The organism is Pseudomonas sp. YA1, from assembly GCF_058680555.1.
Window position 1 is genome coordinate 43,048 of sequence record NZ_JBZWBG010000012.1, and the last position, 20,823, is coordinate 63,870.

Consider the following 20,823-nt stretch of genomic DNA (forward strand, 5'->3'; position numbering starts at 1 on the left):
AAGGGTGCCTGAGCGACGTACGGGACCCGGTCGGGCTGGACATGCCCGGCCACCCGGACGCGCGGCGCAGCTATGTGTAGCGGCTTGCAATTGAAAACCGGCGGGCTCGCAATCAGCGCGATTTTGGGCTCAGATTATCTGTGACTGACGGTGGGGGCGGGCTCACATTAATTGCGAGCGAGCTTGCAATCCATGCGGTGGGCTTGCAGTCCATTACCGCGGGCTCACGCTCTTTGCGACTGACGCTCATACCGGTAATACGCCGATCCCGTTGCCCGAGTTTCCCGATGAAGCAGATGACCTTTGCCGACGCCGAGTACGCCGGCAAGCGCAAGCAGAGGCGCGTCTGTAATGGGGGAATGGCTGCTGCGAGGTGCTCGCGGCGGCTAAAAACACAGAAATGAGCGGGTGATCGGATCGTTTTTAATCGATTCTCCGCTTTCAAATTCGCCGGGGGCTGAAGTCGGCCAGAAAGACATGGCTACTTCAGACCATCCCTAAGGGGGCTGAGCCTATATTGTTTGTAGTCCATACAAGGGATTGCAAGCCAACTCAGCCCCAAGGTTTCCACCTTTATTTTCTGGAGGCAATTGTTACAATAAAAGCATCATGCCCAAGAGAAGCATCTTCCTCTGTACTCTCTTTCGCTCTAGTGTTATTATTATTGACATCATCAGGCACTTTTACTGGATTGACAAGCCCTTCAAATATGGCATCAAGTCTTGCCTCGAACCTCCCTACATCCTTATGCCAGATGAATCCCTCAATTTTTGAAATTGCCAACCCTTTTTTAGTTGCCAAAGATACGACTTCCAGAGTTGCCTTCGTAGTTAGCCACATCTTCCCATTGCCTTCTTTTGAAAAAAAATCTAGGCCATTGTCAACTATTTTGACAGAATTAGGATTGATCATTACTTATTTCTCCAGATGATTCGCCCGTCAACCGCCCATGCGGAATCGTTCCGATCTGCAATTTGAATAATTTCACCTGTCCTATCGTTCACAACTATATATCCATTAGGAGGACTTCCATATACTGTTGCAGAGTCATTCCGCCCCAGCCCATCTATCGTCTTATTAGGCCGACGCTTATCTGAAGAACTACCTGTTGCACCTTTTCCGATAACATCTCTAATTTCAACCTCAGTCCACCCTCTAATTGGAATTTGCTCTCTGATCTTATCATCAATAACAACATCATGAGGGTTATGATTGAACATTATATAGATTGGCTTAACCCCCGAGCCCACCGGGAAGATCACAATCAGATCGTCCAGATCTAACGGCACTCCCGGATAGGACTCCGGCTCGGCCTGTACTGGGGTGATCGTTGCTCCCTCATACACCGGAACCGGCTGCGGTACGACCGGAGTGGTGCTTGAGGGGTTCTGGCTTCCTGGAGGGGTGGCAGGGGTCCAGGTCAAGATCAGCGGTGGTGTATTCGGCACGGTGGACTTTGCGGGAACCGTCACCTCATACCGGCCCGTCGCAGCATTGAGGGTCGCGGCGCGAACAGGCACGCCCTTGGGGACAGTTGCACCGTTGGTCAACATCGCGGCAATCTGCGATTTACCACTCGGGCTCTCTTGTGCAGCACTCGTGAGTCGTACCGGCATATCAACCGTGCCACCTGCCTTGGCGACGCTTTGCAAATCAGCCGTGCCAGGAAGCCCCAGAGCGGACGCCTCCAGTGCCAATGCATTGCGAACGCCGGCAGGAACCTTGTCACTGTCTTTACCAGCCTGGTCGGAATACAGCGACAGCACCGCGAAGGTGGCAACGTATGCGCCGGGTCCACTACCAGCAATCTGAACCAGGCGATTGACAGCATTCGTTAGGGAAGCCGCCAGGCGAGCCGTCTCCACTGCCGCACTACCAAACCCGGCCACCAAAACCAGCGGCGTAGAGGTAGCCGGCATCGCCAAGGTGTTCGCAGCCTGAATGATCTGACCTGGTACTACATCGGCTGTTTTTTGCAAATCGTTGGTCGCCGCACGCTGTGCCTCGGCTACCGCTGCCGAAACCTCCTTGGCTTTGGCCTGCAGCGCTGCTTCGGTCTGCTGGGCATAGGTGTTCACCTTGGCATAGGTGCTTTCAGTGAATTGTCGAAGGGTTGCTTGTGCAGCTTGCGAAGCCGCCTTGGTGGGGCTGGCCTTGACCTGGGCGGTTAGCCTGTTGACCTCGGTTTCGACCTCGGCGGCCGCATTGGCAGCAAACTGAGCCAGCGCTTGTTTTCGTGCTGTCGAAAACGCCGTGGCTTCGTTGACGATCTGCTTGACTTTGGTGTTGAAAGCCGTGACCTGGGCTTCTCCACTGGCCTGTGCTGCCAAGGCAATCTGATTCCGAAATGCCGCGCTGATCAGGTTCTGGCTGGACGAAATCTGGCTGTTGGCTTGTTGCTGGGCTTGCGCTGTCTTGACCTGCACCGCCTGGGTTGCCGAGGCGACTGCACCACTGACCTGGGTGGAAACCTGAGACAGACTAGCATCCACTGCTTTCACACGTTGCTGGACCTTGGTGGCGGTCGGAGTGGTGATCGCGTTGAAGTCGGCACCGAGCTGTTGAGTGACCTGCTGGGCTTGCGCCTCCATTGACCGGGCTTTACTCTCCAGTTCTTGAGACGTTTGTTTCAAGATAGCGATTTGCGCCTTATAGATATCAGCGCTGTACGCTTTGGCCAGCTCACTCATATGTCGATCAAGGAACTCTCCATAGAACTTTCGACTGGCTAGCAACTGATTCTGGTACATCGCCTCTGACTTCTGAGGAAAGTCTGAAGCCGTATAAAGATTGGCCGGGCGATCCTCAATGGCCTTTAGCGATTTTGCTTTGGCATCCATGAGTGCATCAACGATACTCTTTTCATCGCGGATGTCATTGGCACTGACCGCTTTAACTGGCAACCCCGCTTCACTCTTGAGTTCATCTACCTCCTTCAAGGTTTTATTCTTCAGGTTTTTCTTGAGTTCTGAATGGGACTTATCAAGAGTATCTCTTAGCCTCCTGTACTCTTGCATTCCAGGGCCAACATACGGGCTTGGTCCTGGCGGGACAAATGGTGGAGTACCGTAGCTTGACCGACCTGGAATGTACTGGATTATGTCTAGCCCACTAGCCTGTACATGCGTAATAACCATCGACCCAGGCTCGTAACCATTATCATTTCCTCTGGTCACGACAAGTGGTGGCGCACTATTATTTGTCATGAATGGCTTTCCTATCGAAAGAGTTGAACCAATATATTTACAGAACCTTCTTTAGCGATGCAGTAGTAGGTAGAAAATGCACGGCAATAGGCCGGCCAGATGCGGCAATCAACTGCAATATCTCAGTTTGAAGCTCTACGATGGTTGCACTCCATTCTTCCCTTTGCGGTATCGCTCCGTTCGTGGAAGCGTCCATCAGACGACCGTTTTCTGGACGCCAGCCTCGTTCCCCTTGGCCGCCCCCAGAAGCCGCGTACTTTTAGTCCAGTAACGATTTCTCGCTTTCAAAATTCACCTATGCTGCCTTTCGCGCATTTCTGGACGAAATCATACTGATTGGGTACGTGCGCATTTCCACCGACGATCAACTACTGGACCTGCAACGCGATGCGATGGCCAAGGCGGGTTGCGAGCGAGTGTTCGAAGACACTGCCAGCGGCGCCAAGGCCGATCGAATCGGCCTGGCCGCGCTTCTCGCCAATCTAAAGCGGGGCGACACGGTGGTGGTCTGGCGGCTGGACCGGCTTGGCCGCGATCAAGGACCTGATCTACCTGGTCGAGCAATTGGAGGATGCCGGCGTGGGTCTGAAGAGACTCCAGGAGAACATCGACACCACATCCACCGGAGGGCGTTTGGTTTTCCACCTCTTTGCCGCGCTAGCCGAGTTCGAGCGCAACCTGATCAGTGAATGCACCCATGCGAGACTATCTGCAGCACGTGCTCGCGGTCGGCTGGGCGGCCGCAAGAAACGCCTGGATCCCGCCAAGCGCAAAGTCGCCCTGAAGCTCTATCACGAGCGCCAATACACCGTGGTGGAGATCTGTCGGATGATGGGAATCGGCCGCTCGACGCTCTACAACTACATCACCGAGGCAGAACGGAATGCCCACCAGCAGGCGTAAGGCCATTCCCGTCGATTCGCTGCTGCAACTGCGGCAGCGCCTGGATCACTTGCCGAAGAAGAGCCCGGAGCGGGCCCGTCAGGTGGCCCTTGTAGCTGAACTGTACGGCGTTTCCTCCAGTACGGTCTATCGCGCCCTGGTCCTTCTGCACAGGCCTAGGCAGCCCACCGCTCCGACCAGGGCAAGCCCCGCGTCCTGCCCCAGGCGGAACTGGAGCGCTACTGCGAACTGATTGCGGCGTTGAAGCTGCGCACCACCAACAAGCAGGGGCGGCATCTATCTACACACCGCGCCATTGAGCTGCTGGAAGAGTACGGTGTAGAAACTGACCGGGGCCTCATTGTTGCCCCAAGAGGCGTACTCCACAGACCCACCGTCAACCGATATCTATCACATTGGCGATTAAGGCCTGCTCAACTGTCCCGGGAGCCAGGCGCAACTCGGTTCCAGGCTGAGCACAGCAACGATTGTTGGCAGTTCGACATGTCGCCGTCGGACCTCAAGCATATTGAGCATCCGCGGTGGATCGATCCCGCCAAGGGCGAACCCACCCTGATGCTGTTCAGCGTGGTGGATGACCGCAGCGGTGTGGCCTACCAGGAATACCACTGCGTTTATGGTGAGGATGCGGAGACGGCACTTCGTTTTCTGTTCAACTCGATGGCGCCGAAAGCGGACCCGAGTTTTCCCTTTCAGGGCCGGCCCAAGCTGATCTATCTGGACAACGGTCCGGTGGCCAAGCGTCGCGTTTTCCAGAGCGTCATGCGGGCGCTGGGCATCGAGTGGCAGACACACATCCCTGCCAGCAAGGATGGAACGCGCACCACGGCCCGCTCGAAAGGCAAGGTCGAACGTCCTTTCCGCACAGTGAAGGAAGCCCACGAGACCCTGTACCACTTCCACAAGCCGGAAACCGAAGCCCAGGCCAACGAGTGGCTGTTGCGCTACCTAGTGCGCACCTACAACCAGCAGACACATCGTGCCGAACCCCTTTCACGGATCGAGGACTGGATCACCCATGTGCCAACAGAGGGGATCCGTGAAATGTGCTCATGGGATCAGTTCTGCCGCTTTGCTCGGGAGCCCGAGCGGCGCAAAGTCGGGCCTGATGCCCGAATCACCACCGACGGTACCGCGTACGAGCTTGAGCCAGAGATGGCCGGCGACTACGTCGTGCTGCTCTGGGGGCTGTTCGACGATGAGCTGCATGCCGAGTTCGATGGCGAGCGGTTCGGTCCTCACTACCCGGTGTCCGGCCCCATTCCGCAGCACCGCTACCGGGCTTTCAAGCGCAGCAAGGCAGACGAGCGCTCGGCTCGTATCCGATCTCTCGCGGACCAGTTGGGGCTGCCGATCGCGGCGCTTTCCGGGGAAGATGTACGACTAGAGCCCGGTTCTACTGACTCGACGCTCCCCATCCAGCCCTTCGTTTTCGAGCCCCAGGAATCCCGCATTGCGGCCAAGCCGGCTATCGCCGAGGAACTGGCAATGCCGCTGGCCAAGCTTTCAATGGATGACCGCGCCTTCATCGACCAGGTGCTGAGCGAGACCCTGGCTACGGACTGAGCCCCCCTCGAATCAGGCGGGCTATTTCGAAACCACCCATCATCAGCAGTTGATGAGAGACATCCGCGGCGCCATCTTCGAAGGCCGGCTGATCGCCCTGTGGGGTGTGATCGGCAGCGGCAAGACGGTGATGCTGCGTCGTTTGTAGCACCTGCTGGAAGAGGAAAAGAAAGTCACGGAGTCCAGATCGATGGCCATCGAGAAGCACAACATCAAGCTGGCCACCTTCATCGCCGCGCTCTTCTATGACCTTTCCACCCAGAAACAGGTACGCATTCCCACCCAGATCGAAAAACGGGATCGCGAACTGTACGAACTGGTAAAGAAGAGCAAGCGCCCCGTGGCCCTGTTCGTTGATGAAGCCCATGATCTCAATGGCCATACCTTGACCGGTCTGAAGCGACTGCTCGAACTGGCCGAAGACGACAGCGGCCGGCGACGCTTGTCCATTGTCCTGGCTGGCCATCCCAAGCTGTGTAACGATCTGCGCCGCCCCACGATGGAAGAAATTGGTTACCGCACCGACATTTTCGAGTTGCAGGAAAAGATGCAAAGTGCCGGATTACAGGTATGAGCGTCAGTCGCAAAGAGCCTGAGCCCGCGGTAACGGATTGCAAGCCCGGCGCACGGATTGCAAGCTCGCTCGCAATTAATGTGAGCCCGCCTCCACCGTCAGTCGCAGATAATCTGAGCCCAAAATCGCGCTGATTGCGAGCCCGCCGGTTTTCGACTGCAAGCCGCTACAGCTATGTGATCGCGCGCAGCTCCAGCGACGGTTATGCCGTGATGTTTTCCTGGGGTGAGCTGTACAGCAGCGAGACCCTGCTGGCCTACCAGAAGAGCGGCCTCGCCCTGGCCCCTGGCGAAGGCCCGCTGGCTACGCCCTGAGTCGCCTCAGCCGCCGCTCATGTTCATGAAGCGCAGCACCTGCACCTCGCCGGCGGCGCTGAATTCATGGCGCGCCGGCTTGCGCTGGAGCGCCTCGCCGATCGCTTCCAGCAACGGCCCGTCGTGCAGCGGGTGGCGGCGCAGCAGCGCGCGCAGGTCGAGCGAATGCTCGTGGCCGAGGCACAGCAGCAGGCGGCCCTCGACGGTCAGGCGCAGGCGGTTGCAGGTGGCGCAGAAGTTGTGCGAGTGCGGCGAGATGAAGCCGATGCGTGTCTGCGGATGCTCGACCAGGCGCACGTAGCGCGCCGGCCCGCCGCTCTGCTCGGCGCTGTCGAGCAAGGCGTGGCGCTGGGCGATCAGCGCGCGTACTTCGTCGCTGGAGCAGAAGCTCTCGCCACGTTCGCGGCCGACCTGGCCAAGCGGCATCTCCTCGATGAAGCTGATATCCAGGCCGCGGGCGATGGCGAAGTCCACCAGCGCCGGCACCTCATCGGCGTTGCGCCCCTTCATCACCACCGCGTTCAGCTTGATCCGGCGGAAACCGGCGGCCTGGGCGGCGTCGATGCCGGCCAGCACCTTGTCCAGCTCGCCGTTGCGGGTGATCGCCCGGAAGCGCAGCGGATCGAGGGTGTCGAGGCTGATGTTGAGACGCGACAGGCCGGCGTCGTACAACGGCCGGGCGTAGCGCACCAGTTGCGAGCCGTTGCTGGTCATGCACAGTTCGCGCAACCCCGGCAGTGCCGCCAGGCGCTCGCACAGGCCGACGATGCCGGGCCGCACCAGCGGCTCGCCGCCGGTCAGGCGCAGCTTGCGCACGCCGCCGGCGACGAACAGCCGGGCGACCCGCTCGATCTCCTCCAGAGTCAGCACCTGCTGGCGCGGCAGGAAGCGCATGTCCTCGGCCATGCAGTAGACACAGCGGAAGTCGCAACGGTCGGTGACCGACAGGCGCAGGTAGTCGATCTGTCGGCCTTGGCCATCGATCCAGTCGGTCATGTCCTGGGTACTCCGATTGATGTGCGGGAGGAAGAGGGAAACAACGGCGCCGAAACCTATTGCACCAGCGCCCCATCCGCGCCCTCGAAGGCGAAGCCCTCGATGCAGGCGTCTCCCGCCAGCACGCCGATGTACTGCCCCACGGCCCGCTGCAACACTTGCGCTTGCAGGTGCGCGGCGATTTGCGCGCGGGCCGCGTCGAAGTCGAGCGGCTCGCCGCCCTCGCGCGCCAGCAGTTCCACCACATGCAGGCCATAGCGGCTTTCCAGCGGATGCTCGAGCAGCCCGGGCGCGCGGCGCAGCAGGCGCTTCTCGAATTCGGGGACGGTCTGCCCCGGCTCGATCCAGCCGAGGTCGCCGCCCGCCTCCTTCGACGGACAGGCGGAGAAACGCCGGGCCAGGTCGACGAAGCGCTCGGGATGCCCGCGCAACTCGTCGAGCAGCTCCGCGGCCTGCTTGCGCGCCGTCTCGCGGCCTTCCAGGTCGTCCGGCGCGCAGGCCAGCAGCACATGGCGCAATTGCAGGCGCCAGGGGCCGAGCAGGCGCCCCGGATTGGCCGCGTACCAGGTCCGGCAGGCGTCTTCGTCGGCTTCCGGGACCTGCACCTCTTCCTCCAGCAATTGGCGGATGCGCGCTTCCTCCGGCGTCTCGCCGTCTTCGCAGCGGGCCTCGATGCCCAGCGCGTCGGCCCGTTGCAGGAGCAACTGGCGGACGATCAGCGCACGGCAGGCGGCCTCCAGCGCCAGCGCGTAGCTGTCCGCCGGGTGGTATTGCAGTTCGCGGGCCAGCAGGTCTTCGCCGATGGCCACGCCGTTGACCTTCAGTTGCGGCAGTTCGACCTTCTCGACGCGTTCTTCGTAGTGGGAGCAACTCATGATCGATCACCTCGGTTCGGCGGGCCGGCGCCGGATGCGCCGGCCGCCCAGGGTTCAGGCAGGACGTTTCTGGCGCACGATCTGGTAGCGCCGGCCCAGGTACCACACCGGCGCGCTGACGATGTGCACCAGGCGGGTGAAGGGGAACAGCACGAACAGGGTCAGGCCCAGGCCGACGTGCAGCTTGTAGACCAGGCCCACCGGCGCGATGGCTTCGGCCGCCGCCAGCGGACGCAGGGTGACGATGGCCTGGGCCCAGTCGGCGAGCATCACCATCACCGAGCCATCCATGTGATGGGTCGAGGCGACGATGGTGGAGAGGCCGAGGATCAGCTGGGCGTAGAGCACCAGCAGGATCATCAGGTCGGAGGCGTTGCCGGTGGCGCGCACCCGTGCGTCGGTCAGGCGGCGCAGGATCAGTCCGCTCAGGCCGATGAAGCAGAGCACGCCGAAGAAGCCGCCGGAGACCATCGCCAGCAGTTGCTTGTTCTCGGTGCTGATCAGGTGGTGGTAGACCGAGGCCGGGGTCAGCAGGCCGACGAAGTGGCCGGCGAGGATGAACAGCACGCCGACGTGGAACAGGTTGCTGTATACCCGCATGCCCTTCTTGCTGAGCATCTGGCTGGAACCGGCCTTCCAGGTGTACTGCGAGAGGTCGAAGCGCGCCCAGCTGCCGACCAGGCAGATCAGCAGCGCGACATAGGGATAGATCCCGAAGAACAGAAGATTGGTCGACATGCTCAGACTCCTTCGCGGGCCGCGCGGTACTGCATCTGCGGTACCGGCTGGGCGACCCATTGCAATGGTTGTTCGGTGGACGCCGTCGGACGGCGGCCGCTGCTCGACGGGCAACCGCCGGCAGGGTCGGTGAAGCTCACCGGGGTTTCCTCCCAGGCCCGGTCGATGGCCTCCAGGCTGTCGTCGCGCTGTTCCTGGGCCTGGTCGCGACGCAACGCGCCGAGGTCCGGGCGCTCGCCGCCGAGTTCCAGCAACGCCTCGAAAATCGCCGCGTAGGCGCTGCCGCGTTCCTCCAGGCGCAGCGCCAGCAGGCCGAGGATGTGCGCCACTTCGGCGAGCCCTTCGCTGGCCGCCGCGAACGGCAGCAGCGACAGGTATTCGAGGTACAGCGGCAGGTAGTCCGGCAGCTCCGGTACGTCGATCTGCAGGCCGGCCCCGGTATAGCGGTCGAGCAGGTCGACCATCGCCTGGCCACGGTCGCGGCTCTCGCCGTGGACGTGCTCGAAGAGCAGCAGCGAGACCGAGCGACCGCGCTCGAAGAGACCGTCGTAGCGCGCCTGGACGTCCAGCAGGTCGCCCTGGCAGAGTTCGTTGAGCAGCGCCGCGAGGCCGTCGCGCAGCGCTTCCGGCAGTTCGCAGGTGCGGATCAGCGCATGCAGGCCGAGGCTCTCCTCGCGCAGCTCGGCGCGCGGATAGTCGAGCAGCAGGGCGAGCAGGCGGAACAGTTGGCTGTGATCGTTCATGGCGCTCACTCCTGGATCTGCACGACCTGGATCACGTCGCGGCGGTTGGTCGGCTTGCCGCCGAACAGGTTGACGGCGGAGTTGCTGCCGCCGGAACAGCCATTGCCGAAGCTGAAGCCGCAGCCGGAACGCTCGGCGAAGGCATCGGAGAGCGCTTCCTCGCGGTGCGCGCTGGGGATCACGAAGCGATCCTCGTAGTTGGCGATGGCCAGGTAGCGGTACATCTCCTCCACCTGCTCCACGCTCAACCCGACCTTGGCCAGCACCTCCAGGTCCTGGCGGCCTTCGACGTGCTCGGCGCGCTTGTAGGCGCGCATCGCCAGCAGGCGCTTGAGCGCCAGCAGCACCGGCGCGGTGTCGCCGGCGGTGAGCAGGTTGGCCAGGTACTGCACGGGGATGCGCAGCGACTCGACGTCCGGGATCACCCCGTCGCTGCCGATGTGCCCCTCGGCGGCGGCGTTCTGGATCGGCGACAGCGGCGGCACGTACCAGACCATCGGCAGCGTGCGGTATTCCGGGTGCAGCGGCAGGGCCAGCTTCCAGTCCATCGCCAGCTTGTACACCGGCGACTTCTGCGCCGCCTCGATGACGCTGTCGGCCACCCCGTCCTTGCGCGCCTGGGCGATCACCGCCGGGTCGAACGGATCGAGGAAGATCTCCAGTTGCTTCTCGTACAGCTCGCGCTCGTTCTCGCAACTGGCCACTTCGTGGATGCGGTCGGCGTCGTAGAGCAGCACGCCGAGGTAGCGGATGCGCCCGACGCAGGTCTCCGAGCAGACGGTGGGCTGGCCGGCCTCGATGCGCGGGTAGCAGAAGATGCACTTCTCGGACTTGCCGCTCTTCCAGTTGAAGTAGATCTTCTTGTACGGGCAGCCGGAGATGCACATCCGCCAGCCGCGGCACTTGTCCTGGTCGATCAGGACGATACCGTCCTCCTCGCGCTTGTAGATCGCCCCGCTCGGGCAGGACGCCACGCACGCCGGGTTCAGGCAGTGCTCGCAGAGGCGCGGCAGGTACATCATGAAGGTGTTCTCGTACTCACCGTAGATGTCCGCCTGGACCTGGTCGAAGTTCTTGTCCTTGCGCCGCTTGGCGAACTCGGTGCCGAGGATCTCCTCCCAGTTCGGGCCCCACTCGATCTTCTCCATGCGCTGCCCGGAGACCAGCGAGCGCGGGCGCGCCACCGGCTGGTGTTCGGCCTTGGGCGCGGTATGCAGGTGCTGGTAGTCGAAGTCGAACGGTTCGTAGTAGTCGTCGATCTCGGGCAGGTCCGGGTTGGCGAAGATGTTCGCCAGCACGCGGAACTTGCCGCCGATGCGCGGGCGGATCGAACCGTCCGCCGCGCGCACCCAGCCGCCCTTCCACTTCTCCTGGTTTTCCCATTCCTTCGGGTAGCCGATCCCGGGCTTGGTCTCGACGTTGTTGAACCAGGCGTACTCCATGCCTTCGCGGCTGGTCCAGACGTTCTTGCAGGTGATCGAGCAGGTGTGGCAACCGATGCATTTGTCGAGGTTCAGCACCATGCCGACTTGCGAACGAATTTTCATGGCGTCTCTCCTCAAATGTCCTGGGGCAGCGGTTGCGGCAGGGCGTCGCCGCCGAGTCCGCCGTGGCGGGGTTCGTCCAGCCAGTCGACCTTGCTCATCTTGCGCACCACGACGAACTCGTCGCGGTTGCAGCCGACCGTGCCGTAGTAGTTGAAGCCCCAGGCCTGCTGGGCGTAGCCGCCGATCATGTGGGTCGGCTTGAGCACCACGCGGGTCACCGAGTTGTGGTGGCCGCCACGGGTGCCGGTGGTCTCGCTGCCGGGTACGTTCACGATGCGTTCCTGGGCGTGGTACATCATCACCATGCCGTCCTTGACCCGCTGGCTGACCACCGCGCGGCAGGTCGCCGCGCCGTTGGCGTTGAACACCTCGACCCAGTCGTTATCGACGATCCCGGCCTTGGCCGCGTCGTGCTCGCTGAGCCAGATGATCGGACCGCCGCGCGACAGGGTGAGCATCAGCAGGTTGTCGCTGTAGGTGGAGTGGATGCCCCATTTCTGGTGTGGGGTGATCCAGTTCAGGGTGATCTCCGGGTTGCCGTTGGGCTTCCTGTTCAACAGCTTCTCGGTGGTCCGGGTGTTGACCGGCGGCCGGTAGCTGACGAAGCCTTCGCCGAACGCCTGCATCCATGGGTGGTCCTGGTAGAACTGCTGGCGACCGGTGATGGTGCGCCACGGGATCAGCTCGTGGACGTTGGTGTAGCCGGCGTTGTAGCTGACGTGCTCGTCCTCGAGGCCGGACCAGGTCGGGCTGGAGATGATCTTGCGCGGCTGCACCTGGATGTCGCGGAAGCGGATCTTCTCGTCTTCCTTGGGCAGCGCCAGGTGGGCGTGCTCGCGGCCGGTGATCTTCGACAGCGCTTCCCAGGCCTTGACCGCGACCTGGCCGTTGGTTTCCGGAGCCAGGGCGAGGACCACCTCGGCGGCGTCGATGGCGCTGTCGATGCGCGGCCGGCCCTGGCTGACGCCGCTCTCGACGACGCGATGGTTGAGGTCGCCGACCAGCTTCACTTCCTTCTCGGTGTTCCAGCCGATGCCCTTGCCGCCGTTGCCCAGCTTGTCCAGCAGCGGACCGAGCGAGGTGAACTTGCGGTAGACGTTCGGGTAGTCGCGCTCGACCAGGTGCAGCGTCGGCAGGTTGCGTCCCGGCATCGGCTCGCACTCGCCCTTCTTCCAGTCATGGCCGTCGCCGCCGAACGGCTGCGCCAGCTCGGTGGGGGTGTCGTGCAGCAGCGGCACCGTGACCAGGTCCTGCTCCACGCCGAGGTGGCCTTCGGCGACGGCGGAGAACTTCTTGGCGATGGCCTTGTAGATCTCCCAGTCGCTCTTGGCTTCCCAGGCCGGATCGGTGGCCGCCGACAGCGGATGGATGAAGGGGTGCATGTCGGAGGTGTTGAGGTCGTCCTTCTCGTACCAGGTAGCGGTCGGCAGGACGATGTCCGAGTACATGCAGGTGGAGGACATGCGGAAGTCCAGGGTGGTGACCAGGTCGAGCTTGCCCTCGGCACCGTCGTCGACCCAGTCGACCTCGGTGGGACGCGGACCGCCGGCCTTGCCGAGGTCATCGTTCATCACCCCGTTCTTCGCCCCGAGCAGGTACTTGAGCATGTACTCGTGGCCCTTGCCGGAGGAGCCCAGCAGGTTGGAGCGCCAGATGAACATGTTGCGCGGGAAGTTCTGCGGATCGTCCGGCGATTCGCTGGCGAAGCGCAGGCCGCCGCTCTTCAGTTCGCGCACCACGTAGTCGGCGACCGGCAGGCCGGCGGCCTCGGCCTCGGCGGCGATGCGCAGCGGGTTGCGGTTCAGTTGCGGCGCCGACGGCAGCCAGCCGAGGCGTTCGGCCTGGATGTTGTAGTCCAGGGCGTGTTCGGCGAAGCGGCTGGCGTCGGCCAGCGGCGACAGCACCTCGTGCATCGACAGCTTCTCGTGGCGCCATTGCGAGCTGTGCAGGTAGAAGAAGCTGGTGCCGTTCATCTGCCGCGGCGGCCGGCTCCAGTCCAGGCCGAAGGCCAGCGGCGCCCAGCCGGTCTGCGGGCGCAGCTTCTCCTGGCCGACATAGTGCGCCCAGCCGCCGCCGCTCTGGCCGATGCAGCCGCACATCATCAGCATGTTGATGACCGCGCGGTAGTTCATGTCCATGTGGTACCAGTGGTTCATCGCCGCGCCGATGATCACCATCGCCTTGCCGCGGGTCTTGTCGGCGCTGTCGGCGAACTCGCGGGCGACCTGCGTCGCGCGCGCCGCCGGAACGCCGGTGATGCGCTCCTGCCAGGCCGGGGTATAGGGCGTGTCGGCGTCCTCGTAGGAGGTCGCCACGTTGTCGCCGCCCAGGCCGCGGTCGATGCTGTAGTTGGCCATCTGCAGGTCGTAGACGGTGGCCACCCGCAGGCGCTTGCCGTCCGCCGCGACGATCTCGCGGAACGGCACCCGGCGCAGCAGTACCTCGTCGTTGGCGACGCCCTTGAAGTGCGGGTGCTCCTGCCCGGCGAAATACGGGAAGGCCACCTCGCAGGCATGTTCCGGGCCATCGAGCAGCGACAGTTGCAGGCGCGTCTGGTCACCGCTCCTGCCGTCCAGCTCGGCGATGTTCCACTTGCCTGACTCGCCCCAGCGATAGCCGATGGCGCCGGTGGGCGAGACCAGCCCGCCGCTGCGCTCGTCGTAGGCGATGGTCTTCCACTCGGGGTTGTTGTCCTGGCCGAGGTTGTCCGCCAGGTCGGCGGCGCGCAGGTAGCGGGTCGGCTTGAACGCGCCGCCGGCGTGTTCTTCCAGCAACACCAGCATCGGCATGTCGGTGTACTGGCGGCAGTAGTCGACGAAGTAGGCGCTCGGCCGGTCGAGGTGGAATTCCTTCAGGATCACGTGACCGAAGGCCATGCCCAGCGCGGCGTCGGTGCCCTGCTTGGGGTTGAGCCAGAGGTCGGTGAGCTTGGCCACCTCGGAATAGTCCGGGGTGATGGAGACGGTCTTGGTGCCCTTGTAGCGCACCTCGGTGAAGAAGTGCGCGTCCGGGGTCCGCGTCTGCGGCACGTTGGAGCCCCAGGCGATGATGTAGCTGGAGTTGTACCAGTCGGCCGACTCCGGCACGTCGGTCTGCTCGCCCCAGATCTGCGGGCTGGCCGGCGGCAGGTCGCAGTACCAGTCGTAGAAGCTCAGGCAGACCCCGCCGATCAGCGACAGGTAGCGGGCGCCGGCGGCGTAGCTGACCATCGACATGGCCGGGATCGGCGAGAAGCCGATCACCCGGTCCGGACCGTAGGTCTTGGCGGTGTAGACGTTGGCCGCGGCGATGATCTCGGTGACCTCGTCCCAGCTCGAACGGACGAAGCCGCCCAGGCCGCGCTGGCTCTTGTAGCTCTTCGCCTTGGCGGCGTCCTCGACGATGCTGGCCCAGGCGTTCACCGGGTCGCCGTGCTGCGCCCGCGCCTCGCGCCAGAGCTTGAGCAACGGCTTGCGCACCTTCGGGTACTTCAGGCGGTTGGCGCTGTAGATGTACCAGGAATAGCTGGCCCCGCGCGGGCAGCCGCGCGGCTCGTGGTTGGGCAGGTCCGGACGGGTGCGCGGGTAGTCGGTCTGCTGGGTTTCCCAGGTGATCAGGCCGTTCTTCACGTAGATCTTCCAGGAGCAGGAACCGGTGCAGTTCACCCCGTGGGTGGAGCGCACGATCTTGTCGTGCTGCCAGCGCTGCCGGTAGGCACCTTCCCAGGCGCGGCTCTCGTTGCTGGTCTCGCCGTGGCCATCGGCGAATTCGCCCTGCTTCTTCTTGAAGAACTGCAGGCGGTCGAGCAGGTGACTCATCTTGATCTCCTCACCCGGTCTGTGCCGGGCGTTACAACGCTAATCAGGGGTTGCCGCGGGCTGCTGCCGACGGACTCAACAGGGACTCTCCGCACCCTTGCGCGCGTACCACCACCAGGTGGCGACGATGCAGCTCAGGTAGTAGGCGATGAACACGTAGAGGGCGCCCTCGGCGCTGCCGGTCATGTGCAGCGAGGTGCCGAACGCCTTCGGGATGAAGAACCCGCCGAAGGCGCCGATGGCGGCGGAGAAGCCGATCACCGCGGCCGACTCCATGCTCGCGTTGCGCGCCGCGCCGGCTTCGTCGGCCTGGCCGTCGCGCACCCGCCGGGCCCACTCGTTGCGGAAGATCACCGGGATCATGCGGAAGGTGGAACCGTTGCCGATGCCGGCGAAGAAGAACAGCAGGATGAAGGCGCCAAGGAAGCCGAAGAAGTTGCCCTGGCCGCCGTCGCCCGGCAGGAAGGCGATCACCGTGAACACCCCGCCGATCATCAGTGCGTAGTTCCACAGGGTGATCCGCGCGCCGCCGAACTTGTCCGCCAGCCAGCCGCCCAGGGGCCGGCTGAGGGCGCCCACCAGCGGACCGAGGAAGGCGTATTGCAGCGGGTTGATGTCGGGGAACTGGGTCTTGCTGAGCATCGCGAAGCCGGCCGAGAAGCCGATGAACGAGCCGAAGGTGGCCACGTACAGCCAGCACATCAGCCAGTTGTGCTTGCGCTTGAAGATCACCGCCTGGTCGCGGAACGAGGCCTTGGCGTCGGCGATGTCGTTCATCCCGAACCAGGCCGCGACCGATACCACGGCGATGAACGGCACCCAGATCCAGCCGGCGTTCTGCAGCCACAGGCGACCGCCGTCGCCGAGCTGCTGCGGCTCGCCACCGAAGGCGCCGAACAGGCCGCCGGCCACCGCCAGCGGCACGGCGAACTGCATCACCGAGACGCCGAGGTTGCCGAGCCCGGCATTCAGGCCGAGGGCGGTGCCCTGCTGGCTCTTCGGATAGAAGAAGCTGATGTTGGACATGCTCGAGGCGAAGTTGCCGCCGCCGAAGCCGCAGAGCAGCGCGATCAGGGCGAACACCCAGTACGGGGTGCTCGGGTCCTGCACGGCGAAGCCCAGCCAGATGCACGGGATCAGCATCGAGGCGGTGCTCAGGGCGGTCCAGCGACGGCCGCCGAAGATCGGCACCATGAACGAATAGAACACCCGCAGGGTGGCGCCGGAGATCGACGGCAGCGCCGCGAGCAGGAACAGCTGGTCGTTGCTGAAGGCGAAGCCGGCGCTGTTCAGGCGCACGGTCACCGTGCTCCAGATCATCCACACGGCGAAGGCGAGCAGCAGCGCGGGGATCGAGATCCACAGGTTGCGGCTGGCGATGCGCTTGCCGTTGCGCGCCCAGAACTCGGGGTCCTCGGGGCGCCAGTCGAGCAGCAGCGGTCCCCGTGCGGCTTTCAGTTGGGTATTGGCGATCATGCCCATGACGGCATTACCTCAGGAGTGGGTGGGAAGGGTGGGAGGAAGGTCGACGTCGGCCGAGGCGGCCTGGCCGTCGATGCGGCGTTGCTGCTTGATCGCGTAGTGCATCCAGACCATGCAGACCACGGTCAGGCCGAACAGCAACATGAAGCAGGAGGAGCGCACGCCGATGTGGTCGGCGGCGTAGCCGAACAGGATCGGCAGGCAGAAGCCGCCGAGGCCGCCGATCACCCCGACCATGCCGCCGACGGTGCCCATGTTGCTCGGGTAGTAGTCGTGGATGATCCGGTACACGCTGGCCTTGCCGAAGCCCTGGGCGATGCCGACGACGAACACCAGGAAGGTGAACAGCCAGACGTTCAGGCCGATGCCCAGGCTGAGGTCGCCCTGGATGCCGTGGATGGTCATGGTGGTCTGCGGGTAGGAGAGGAAGAACAGGCACACCAGGCAGACCCAGAACACGCCCCAGTTCACCGAGCGCGCGCCGTAGTGGTCGCTGAACCAGCCGCCGAGGGCGCGGATCAGGCCGGACGGCAGGGTGAACAGCATGGTGATGAAGGATGCGGTCTTCAGGTCCAGGCCGTATTCGGCGATGTAGTACTTCGGCAACCACAGGGCCAGGGCGACGAAGCCGCCGAAGACGAAGAAGTAGTACAGGCCGAAGCGCCAGACGCGCAGCTCGGCGAGCGGCGCCAGTTGCTTGGCCAGGCTCGGCCGCTGGCTGGCCTCGGCGGCGCCCTTGAGGTGCGCCGGATCGGTCCAGGTGAACAGCCAGAACAGCACGGCGGTGACCAGCATGGCCACCGAGTAGACCTGCGGCACCATGCGCCAGCCGAAGGCGACCACGATCATCGGCGCCACCAGGTTGGTGATCGCCGCGCCGGCGTTGCCGGCGCCGAAGATGCCCATCGCGGTGCCCTGGCGCTCCTTCTCGAACCAGGCCGAGGTGTAGGCGATGCCGACCGCGAAGGAGCCGCCGGCCAGGCCGACGAACAGGCCGAGCACCAGGTAGTGCCAGTACTGGCTGGCGAAGGCCAGGCCGTAGATCGGGATGGCCACCAGCAGCATGTGGATGAAGAACACGATGCGGCCGCCGAAGCGGTCGGTGATCAGGCCCAGCGGCAGGCGCACCAGGGAGCCGGTGAGGATCGGCAGGGCGACCATCAGGCCGAACTGGGATTCGCTCAGGCCAAGCTCGTCCTTGATACGGATGCCGATGATCGAAAACATCGTCCACACGGCGAAATTCACCGCGAAGGACAAGGTACTCATACCGAGGACGGAGTACTGTTTCTGACGTAGGGAAGCCATGGCTAAACTCTCTGCACGGACAGCGTTCAGCGAGAGCCTAGGGAAGGTGTTCCTATGCAAATTTGATAGGAATCAATGAAATACCGGCCGTTCCGTGCCTAGATGCGCGCCCCTACCTCGAAAGAGGTATGGCCTGAATTATTGCGCAACCCACTGTTTTAAAAGGCTTTTCACATGAACAAGGCGACCGCGCCGGACGCTGACCAGCGGGACAGATTCTTTGGAGGTAGTGACAGGGCCGGAAAGCCGATCCTGCGCCGCTCCCTGGTAGTCCGCTTCGGCTGCTACCTCACCCTGCTGGTATCGCTGGCGCTGATCGGGATGTTCAGCGCCCTGCTCTTCGCCGACTACACGCACCAGGACGCCGCGGTGATCAACCACGCCGGCTCGTTGCGCATGCTCACCTACCGGGTCGCCCTGGAGCCCAGCCTGGAAGGCCGCCAGGCGCTGCTCGGGACCCTCGGCGAACGCCTCGACAGCGGCGACATCCGCCGCCTGCTGCAACGCCAGGACGCCGACGACCCGATCCGCCAGTTGCACCAGGAGCTGCGCGAGGGCCTCGCGCGCCTGGACCCGCGCGCGCTGCCCGGACGCGCCGTGCTGGACGCCTACGTCGGCGACATCGACCGTTTCGTCGGCATCCTCCAGTCCAAGGCCGAGCGCCGCTCGCAACTGCTCAGCACGGTGCAGGGCCTGTGCCTGTTCCTCAGCCTGCTGGTGGTGTTCGTCACCCTCTACGACCTCAGCTATCACGTCATCGGCCCGCTGCGCGAACTCACCAGCACCGCCCGCCGCCTGGGCCGCGGCGAGCTGGACGCGCGGGTCACCTACAGCGGCGAGGACGAACTGGCGCAACTGGGCGAGCGCTTCAACCAGATGGCCGGCGAGCTGAAGAGCATCTACGGCGACCTGGAAGAGCGCGTGGAGGACAAGACCCGCGCCCTCTCGCAGAGCCACCAGCGCCTCGAACTGCTCTACGCCAGTGCCCGCCGGCTGGGCGAGAACCCCTACGACAGCCGCACCCTGCAACCGCTGCTGAACCAGTTGGAGAAAGTGCTAGACGCCGGCCGCGTGACCCTCTGCCTGAACAAGGACGGGGTCGAGCGCGCCTACAGTTCGCTGACCACCACCGAGCGCCCGGCGGACTTCTGCCTGCAGGGCGACTGCGGTAGCTGCCGCGAGCAGGCCAGCGCCTGCGACCAACCCTCGTCCCTGGCCCAGCCATTGCTGATGCAGCCCCTGTCCATCGCCGGCCACCGTTTCGGCGAACTGTTCATCGAAAGCCGCAGCGGCCGCCTGGAGAACTGGCAGCAGCAACTGATCGAGACCTTCTGCGACAACATCGCCCGCACCTTCGCCCTGTCCCTGCAACAGGAACAGGAAAGCCGCCTGGCCCTGTTCGCCGAGCGCGGCACCATCGCCCGTGAACTGCACGACTCGCTGGCACAGTCGCTGTCCTACCTGAAGATCCAGGTCAGCCGCCTGGGCACCCTGCTCAAGCGCGAGGCGCCGGCGGAGAAGATCGAGGACACCCTCGACGAACTGCGCGAAGGCCTCAACGGCGCCTACCGGCAACTGCGCGAACTGCTCACCACCTTCCGCCTCAGCCTCGACGAGCCGAGCCTGGAAGCCGCGCTGGGGAACGCCGTGGCCGAGTTCGGCGAGCGCGGCGAGGTGGCGATCGAACTGGACAACCGCCTGCAACACGTGCCGCTGAGCCCCAACGAGGAAATCCACGTCCTGCAGATCGTCCGCGAGGCGCTCTCCAACGTGGTTCGCCATTCGCAGGCGCAACGGGCCTGGGTGCGCCTGAGCAGCCAGGCCGACGGCCAGGTGAGCATCGCCGTCGAGGACGATGGCGTCGGCTTTGATCCGCAGCAGAACCGCAGCGGCCACTATGGGCTTACCATCATGCAGGAGCGCGGCCAGACCCTCGGCAGCCAGTTGCGCTTCGAAGCGCGCGCGCCCCACGGCACGCGAGTGCTCTTCAGCTTCGTGCCGACCGCCCTGCAACCCTCCGCCGCCAAGGAGCCGACCCCATGACGGACATGCCAGCCACCGCCGACGAACCGGTTCGCCTGCTGCTGGTGGACGACCATCCGATGATGCGCAAGGGCGTCGCCCAGTTGCTCGAACTGGAAGACGACCTCAGCGTGGTCGGCGAGGCCGGCAGCGGCGAGGAAGCCCTGCACCTGGCCGCCGAGCTGGACCCGGACATGATCCTGCTGGACCTGAACATGAAGGGCATGAACGGCCTGGACACCCTGCGCGCGTTGCGCGAGGCCGGAGTCGACGCACGCATCGTGGTGTTCACCGTGTCCGACGACAAGGGCGACGTGGTCAACGTCCTGCGCGCCGGCGCCGACGGCTACCTGCTCAAGGACATGGAGCCGGAGCGCCTGCTCGAGCACATCCGCCAGGCCGCCACCGGACAGATGACCCTGAGCCCGCAGTTGACCCAGATCCTCGCCCAGGCCCTGCGGGGCGACGACCGCTCGAAGAGCCTCGACGAGCTGACCGAGCGCGAACGGCAGATCCTCCGCCAGATCGCCCACGGCTACAGCAACAAGATGATCGCGCGAAAGCTGGACATCACCGAAGGCACGGTGAAGGTCCATGTCAAGCGGGTGCTGCACAAGCTCGGCATGCGTTCGCGGGTCGAGGCCGCGGTGTGGGCGGTGGAGAACGACCTGGTGTGAGCCGCGCGCGGGCTTGATTCCGGTCAAGAAATCCACCGCGGCGCTGCGTCGATACTGGCGGCTTCCTTCCACGAG

The 20,823-nt window shown here is 63.9% G+C and carries 13 protein-coding genes and 4 pseudogenes; 5 read left to right on the plus strand and 12 right to left on the minus strand.

Annotation, left to right across the window (positions count from 1 at the left end; translation table 11 throughout):
- Positions 1-573: 573 nt before the first annotated feature.
- The 4 genes and pseudogenes from AC4OR5_RS18055 to AC4OR5_RS18070 all read right to left on the minus strand — a co-directional run.
- Entirely contained in the window at positions 574-912 is a 339-nt protein-coding gene (locus tag AC4OR5_RS18055) for a hypothetical protein (protein ID WP_071536194.1), read from the minus strand.
- The gene (locus AC4OR5_RS18060; RefSeq protein ID WP_170870257.1) at positions 912-1,220 is read right to left on the minus strand and encodes a colicin E5-related ribonuclease; all 309 of its coding nucleotides are present in this window, start codon (positions 1,218-1,220) and stop codon (positions 912-914) included. The genes AC4OR5_RS18055 and AC4OR5_RS18060 overlap by 1 nt, the downstream gene beginning before the upstream one ends.
- A pseudogene (locus AC4OR5_RS18065) lies at positions 1,203-2,582 on the minus strand (S-type pyocin domain-containing protein); the annotation flags it as partial. The pseudogene AC4OR5_RS18065 and the gene AC4OR5_RS18060, both read right to left, overlap by 18 nt.
- Positions 2,573-3,206, minus strand: a pseudogene (locus AC4OR5_RS18070) (hypothetical protein); the annotation flags it as partial. The pseudogenes AC4OR5_RS18070 and AC4OR5_RS18065, both read right to left, overlap by 10 nt.
- 329 nt (positions 3,207-3,535) lie before the next feature.
- Here AC4OR5_RS18070 and AC4OR5_RS18075 point away from each other — a divergent pair.
- The 3 genes and pseudogenes from AC4OR5_RS18075 to AC4OR5_RS18085 all read left to right on the plus strand — a co-directional run bounded on the left by AC4OR5_RS18075 (position 3,536) and on the right by AC4OR5_RS18085 (position 6,249).
- Positions 3,536-4,109 (plus strand): annotated as a pseudogene (locus AC4OR5_RS18075) (recombinase family protein).
- Positions 4,090-5,663: pseudogene (locus tag AC4OR5_RS18080) on the plus strand (transposase family protein); the annotation flags it as partial. The pseudogenes AC4OR5_RS18075 and AC4OR5_RS18080, both read left to right, overlap by 20 nt.
- Positions 5,664-5,865: 202 nt before the next feature.
- Positions 5,866-6,249: an AAA family ATPase gene (locus AC4OR5_RS18085; protein ID WP_003137790.1), complete on the plus strand. Its 384-nt coding sequence runs from the start codon at positions 5,866-5,868 to the stop codon at positions 6,247-6,249.
- Between the two features lie 320 nt (positions 6,250-6,569).
- Here the strand turns inward: AC4OR5_RS18085 and moaA are convergent, their stop codons facing one another.
- The 8 genes from moaA to AC4OR5_RS18125 form a co-directional block, all read right to left on the minus strand.
- Positions 6,570-7,559, minus strand: a complete 990-nt coding sequence (gene moaA / locus AC4OR5_RS18090) for a GTP 3',8-cyclase MoaA (RefSeq protein ID WP_003092949.1) — start codon at positions 7,557-7,559, stop codon at positions 6,570-6,572.
- Positions 7,560-7,615: 56 nt separating this feature from the next.
- Positions 7,616-8,434 (minus strand): peptidylprolyl isomerase, encoded by an 819-nt coding sequence (locus tag AC4OR5_RS18095; RefSeq protein ID WP_003092951.1) that lies wholly within the window; start codon positions 8,432-8,434, stop codon positions 7,616-7,618.
- A 54-nt stretch (positions 8,435-8,488) separates the two neighbouring features.
- The gene (gene narI, locus AC4OR5_RS18100; RefSeq protein WP_003092953.1) at positions 8,489-9,172 is read right to left on the minus strand and encodes a respiratory nitrate reductase subunit gamma; all 684 of its coding nucleotides are present in this window, start codon (positions 9,170-9,172) and stop codon (positions 8,489-8,491) included.
- Positions 9,173-9,174: 2 nt separating this feature from the next.
- Positions 9,175-9,915: a nitrate reductase molybdenum cofactor assembly chaperone gene (gene narJ, locus AC4OR5_RS18105; RefSeq protein ID WP_003092956.1), complete on the minus strand. Its 741-nt coding sequence runs from the start codon at positions 9,913-9,915 to the stop codon at positions 9,175-9,177.
- A 5-nt stretch (positions 9,916-9,920) separates the two neighbouring features.
- Positions 9,921-11,462, minus strand: coding sequence for a nitrate reductase subunit beta (gene narH / locus AC4OR5_RS18110; RefSeq protein WP_003092958.1), 1,542 nt, complete (start codon positions 11,460-11,462; stop codon positions 9,921-9,923).
- Positions 11,463-11,473: 11 nt separating this feature from the next.
- Positions 11,474-15,259: a nitrate reductase subunit alpha gene (locus AC4OR5_RS18115; protein WP_003092960.1), complete on the minus strand. Its 3,786-nt coding sequence runs from the start codon at positions 15,257-15,259 to the stop codon at positions 11,474-11,476.
- A 75-nt stretch (positions 15,260-15,334) separates the two neighbouring features.
- Positions 15,335-16,741 carry a nitrate/nitrite transporter NarK2 gene (narK2, locus tag AC4OR5_RS18120; protein WP_003092963.1) on the minus strand — a complete coding sequence of 469 codons (1,407 nt, stop codon included), beginning with the start codon at positions 16,739-16,741 and terminating at the stop codon, positions 15,335-15,337.
- A 12-nt stretch (positions 16,742-16,753) separates the two neighbouring features.
- Entirely contained in the window at positions 16,754-18,049 is a 1,296-nt protein-coding gene (locus AC4OR5_RS18125; protein WP_003129535.1) for a nitrate/nitrite transporter, read from the minus strand.
- 174 nt (positions 18,050-18,223) lie between these two features.
- Between AC4OR5_RS18125 and narX the strand changes: the two genes are divergently transcribed.
- A complete protein-coding gene (gene narX, locus AC4OR5_RS18130) occupies positions 18,224-20,092 on the plus strand; it encodes a two-component system sensor histidine kinase NarX (RefSeq protein WP_023105968.1) in 1,869 nt (622 codons plus the stop codon).
- Complete coding sequence (gene narL, locus AC4OR5_RS18135; RefSeq protein WP_009313427.1) at positions 20,089-20,748, plus strand: two-component system response regulator NarL; 660 nt, start codon at positions 20,089-20,091, stop codon at positions 20,746-20,748. Before narX ends, narL begins: the two co-directional genes overlap by 4 nt.
- Positions 20,749-20,823: the final 75 nt, after the last annotated feature.

Bases quoted from the DNA above. Each gene is read 5' to 3' on its own strand.
- AC4OR5_RS18055 (WP_071536194.1), bottom strand. From the start codon at position 912: ATGATCAATCCTAATTCTGTCAAAATAGTTGACAATGGCCTAGATTTT.
- AC4OR5_RS18060 (WP_170870257.1), bottom strand. From the start codon at position 1,220: ATGTTCAATCATAACCCTCATGATGTTGTTATTGATGATAAGATCAGA.
- AC4OR5_RS18085 (WP_003137790.1), top strand. From the start codon at position 5,866: ATGGCCATCGAGAAGCACAACATCAAGCTGGCCACCTTCATCGCCGCG.
- moaA (WP_003092949.1), bottom strand. From the start codon at position 7,559: ATGACCGACTGGATCGATGGCCAAGGCCGACAGATCGACTACCTGCGC.
- AC4OR5_RS18095 (WP_003092951.1), bottom strand. From the start codon at position 8,434: ATGAGTTGCTCCCACTACGAAGAACGCGTCGAGAAGGTCGAACTGCCG.
- narI (WP_003092953.1), bottom strand. From the start codon at position 9,172: ATGTCGACCAATCTTCTGTTCTTCGGGATCTATCCCTATGTCGCGCTG.
- narJ (WP_003092956.1), bottom strand. From the start codon at position 9,915: ATGAACGATCACAGCCAACTGTTCCGCCTGCTCGCCCTGCTGCTCGAC.
- narH (WP_003092958.1), bottom strand. From the start codon at position 11,462: ATGAAAATTCGTTCGCAAGTCGGCATGGTGCTGAACCTCGACAAATGC.
- AC4OR5_RS18115 (WP_003092960.1), bottom strand. From the start codon at position 15,259: ATGAGTCACCTGCTCGACCGCCTGCAGTTCTTCAAGAAGAAGCAGGGC.
- narK2 (WP_003092963.1), bottom strand. From the start codon at position 16,741: ATGGGCATGATCGCCAATACCCAACTGAAAGCCGCACGGGGACCGCTG.
- AC4OR5_RS18125 (WP_003129535.1), bottom strand. From the start codon at position 18,049: ATGGCTTCCCTACGTCAGAAACAGTACTCCGTCCTCGGTATGAGTACC.
- narX (WP_023105968.1), top strand. From the start codon at position 18,224: ATGAACAAGGCGACCGCGCCGGACGCTGACCAGCGGGACAGATTCTTT.
- narL (WP_009313427.1), top strand. From the start codon at position 20,089: ATGACGGACATGCCAGCCACCGCCGACGAACCGGTTCGCCTGCTGCTG.